This is a genomic window from Streptomyces sp. CO7 (assembly GCF_053474865.1).
In genome coordinates this window covers 57,318-59,785 of record NZ_JBRIOU010000006.1, presented here as the reverse complement: position 1 = coordinate 59,785, position 2,468 = coordinate 57,318, and the positions used below count along the sequence as shown (strand labels likewise).

Genomic DNA, 2,468 nt, shown 5'->3' with positions numbered 1-2,468 from the left:
GGCCGCGGCGGCCGCCGGGTCCCAGCCCGCGGCCTCCATCCGCTCCACCAGCTCCCGGGCCCGCGCCTCGACGCCGTCGACCACGGCCGAGGCGTCGTCGCCCTTGAGGCCCAGCGCCGCCCGCAGCCCCGGCACCGCCCCGCCGACGCCGCCCCACACCTGGGCCGCCCGCAGGATCGCCAGCACCAGGTTGACCCGGGCCTCACCGGCCGGGGCCTCGCCCAGCACGTGCAGGCCGTCGCGGATCTGCGCGTCCTTGATCTCGCAGAGCCAGCCGTCGACGTGGAGCAGGAAGTCGTCGAACTCCTCGTCGTCCGGGCGCTGTTCCAGACCCAGGTCGCGGTGCAGTTCCGCCGCGCGCATCAGCGACCAGATCTCGCCCCGCACCGCCGGCAGCTTCGCCGGGTCCATGCTCGCGATGTTCGCGTGCTCGTCCAGCAGCTGCTCAAGGCGCGCGATGTCGCCGTAGGACTCGGCGCGCGCCATCGGCGGGATCAGGTGGTCCACCACGGTGGCGTGCGCCCGCCGCTTGGCCTGCGCGCCCTCTCCCGGATCGTTCACCAGGAACGGGTAGACCAGCGGCATCCCGCCCAGCGCGGCGTCGGTGGCGCAGGCCGCCGACAGCGCGGCGTTCTTGCCCGGCAGCCACTCCAGCGACCCGTGCTTGCCCAGGTGGACGACGGCGTCCGCGCCGAAACCGTTCTCCAGCCAGCGGTAGGCGGCCAGGTAGTGGTGGCTCGGCGGCAGCGACGGGTCGTGGTAGATCGCCACCGGGTTCTCCCCGAAGCCGCGCGGCGGCTGCACCAGCACCACCACGTTGCCCGCCCGCAGCGCGGCCAGCACGATCTCCCCGGCCTCGTTGACGAACAGCCGGCCCGGAGCCGGGCCCCAGGCCTCGGTCATCGCGTCCCGCAGCACGGACGGCACGCCGGCGGTCCACGCAGCGTACTCCTCGGCGGTGATCCGCACATGGGCGTCGGTGAGCTGACCGGAGGTCAGCCACTCCTCGTCCTGCCCGCCGGCCGCGATCACCGCGTGGATCAGCGCGTCCCCGGCCGCCTGGTCGTCGGGCAGGTCGAGGCCCGGCAGATCGCCCTCGGCGCCGAGGTCGTAGCCCTCCGCGCGCAGCCGCCGCAGCAGCCGCACCGCGGAGCGGGGGGTGTCCAGACCGACCGCGTTGCCGATCCGCGAGTGCTTGGTCGGGTAGGCCGACAGCACCACGGCGATGCGCTTCTCCGCGTTCGGCACGTGCCGCAGCCGGGCGTGGTTGACCGCGATGTCCGCCAGCCGGGCGCACCGCTCCGGGTCCGCGACGTAGCGCGGCAGGCCGTCCCGGTCGATCTCCTTGAAGGAGAACGGCACCGTGATGATCCGCCCGTCGAACTCCGGGATGGCGATCTGGCTCGCAGAGTCCAGCGGGGTGACGCCGTCCTCCGACGCCGCCCACTCCTCACGGGAACTCGTCAGGCACAGTCCCTGCAGCACCGGGACGTCCAGGGCGGCCATCCGCTCCACGTCCCAGGCCTCGTCGTCGCCGCCCGCACCCGCCGACGCCGGGACGCTGCCGCCCGCCGCCAGCACCGTCACCACCAGCGCGTCGAAACCGGCCAGCGCCTCGTACAGCTCGTCCGGCGCCGACCGCAGCGACCCGGCGAAGACCGGCACGCCCACGGCACGGCCGGTGGCGTCCACCGCGTCGGCCAGGGTGTGCGCGAAGGCCGCGTTGCCGCCGGCCTCGTGGGCCCGGTAGTACAGGATCCCCACCTTCGGCAGGGGACCGTCGGCCGTCGCGGAAGCCCGGTCCTCCCGCGCCGCGAACCCCCACAGCGGCACCGCCTCCGGGGGCTCGAAGCCCTCGCCGGTGAGCAGCACGGTGTCCGAGAGGAACGCGTGCAGCCGCCGCAGGTTCGCCGGCCCGCCCTCCGCGAGGTACCGGTGGGCGTCGGCCGCCACGCCGACCGGCACCGTGGAGTGCTCCATCAGCTCGGCGCTCGGCTGGAGCTCGCCGCCCAGCACCACCAGCGGGGTGCCCCGCTCACGGACGGCCGCGAGCCCCGGCCACAGGTCGTGCGGGGACCCCAGCAGCCGGACCACCACCAGGGCGGCGCCGTCGACCACGGCGGCAAGTTCCTCGTCGGAGGCCCGGGACGGATTGGCCCACGCATACGCGGCGCCACTGGCCCGCGCGGAGAGCAGATCGGTGTCGGACGTGGACAGCAGCGCAACAGGCACGGTCAAGGCCGTGATCCTCCCTCGGGGTTCTCGCCCCGTACGACGGTCGGACGACCCGTGGCCAGTGTCTGGCTGCGTCCCCGAACGGGGAACGTCACAGTGGCGGAACCGCCCCGGAATCACACCGGGTTCCTGCACCACGAGAAGTGGCCCTCACCCTATCGGGGTGACCGCCCGCCGCGCACCAGGGCCCCTGCCCACCGCGCACCAGGGCCCCGTCGGCCGCGGCCCAGCAC

General features: G+C 74.8%; 1 protein-coding gene and 1 riboswitch. The gene reads right to left on the bottom strand.

The genetic code is table 11. From position 1 onward, the window contains the following. On the bottom strand, positions 1 to 2,232 hold a 2,232-nt coding region (locus ACOV8S_RS21605), incomplete at its 3' end, for a cobaltochelatase subunit CobN (RefSeq protein ID WP_448320107.1). A 42-nt stretch (positions 2,233 to 2,274) separates the two neighbouring features. Further along, a riboswitch (cobalamin riboswitch) is annotated at positions 2,275 to 2,389 on the bottom strand. Between the last annotated feature and the right edge of the window lie 79 nt (positions 2,390 to 2,468).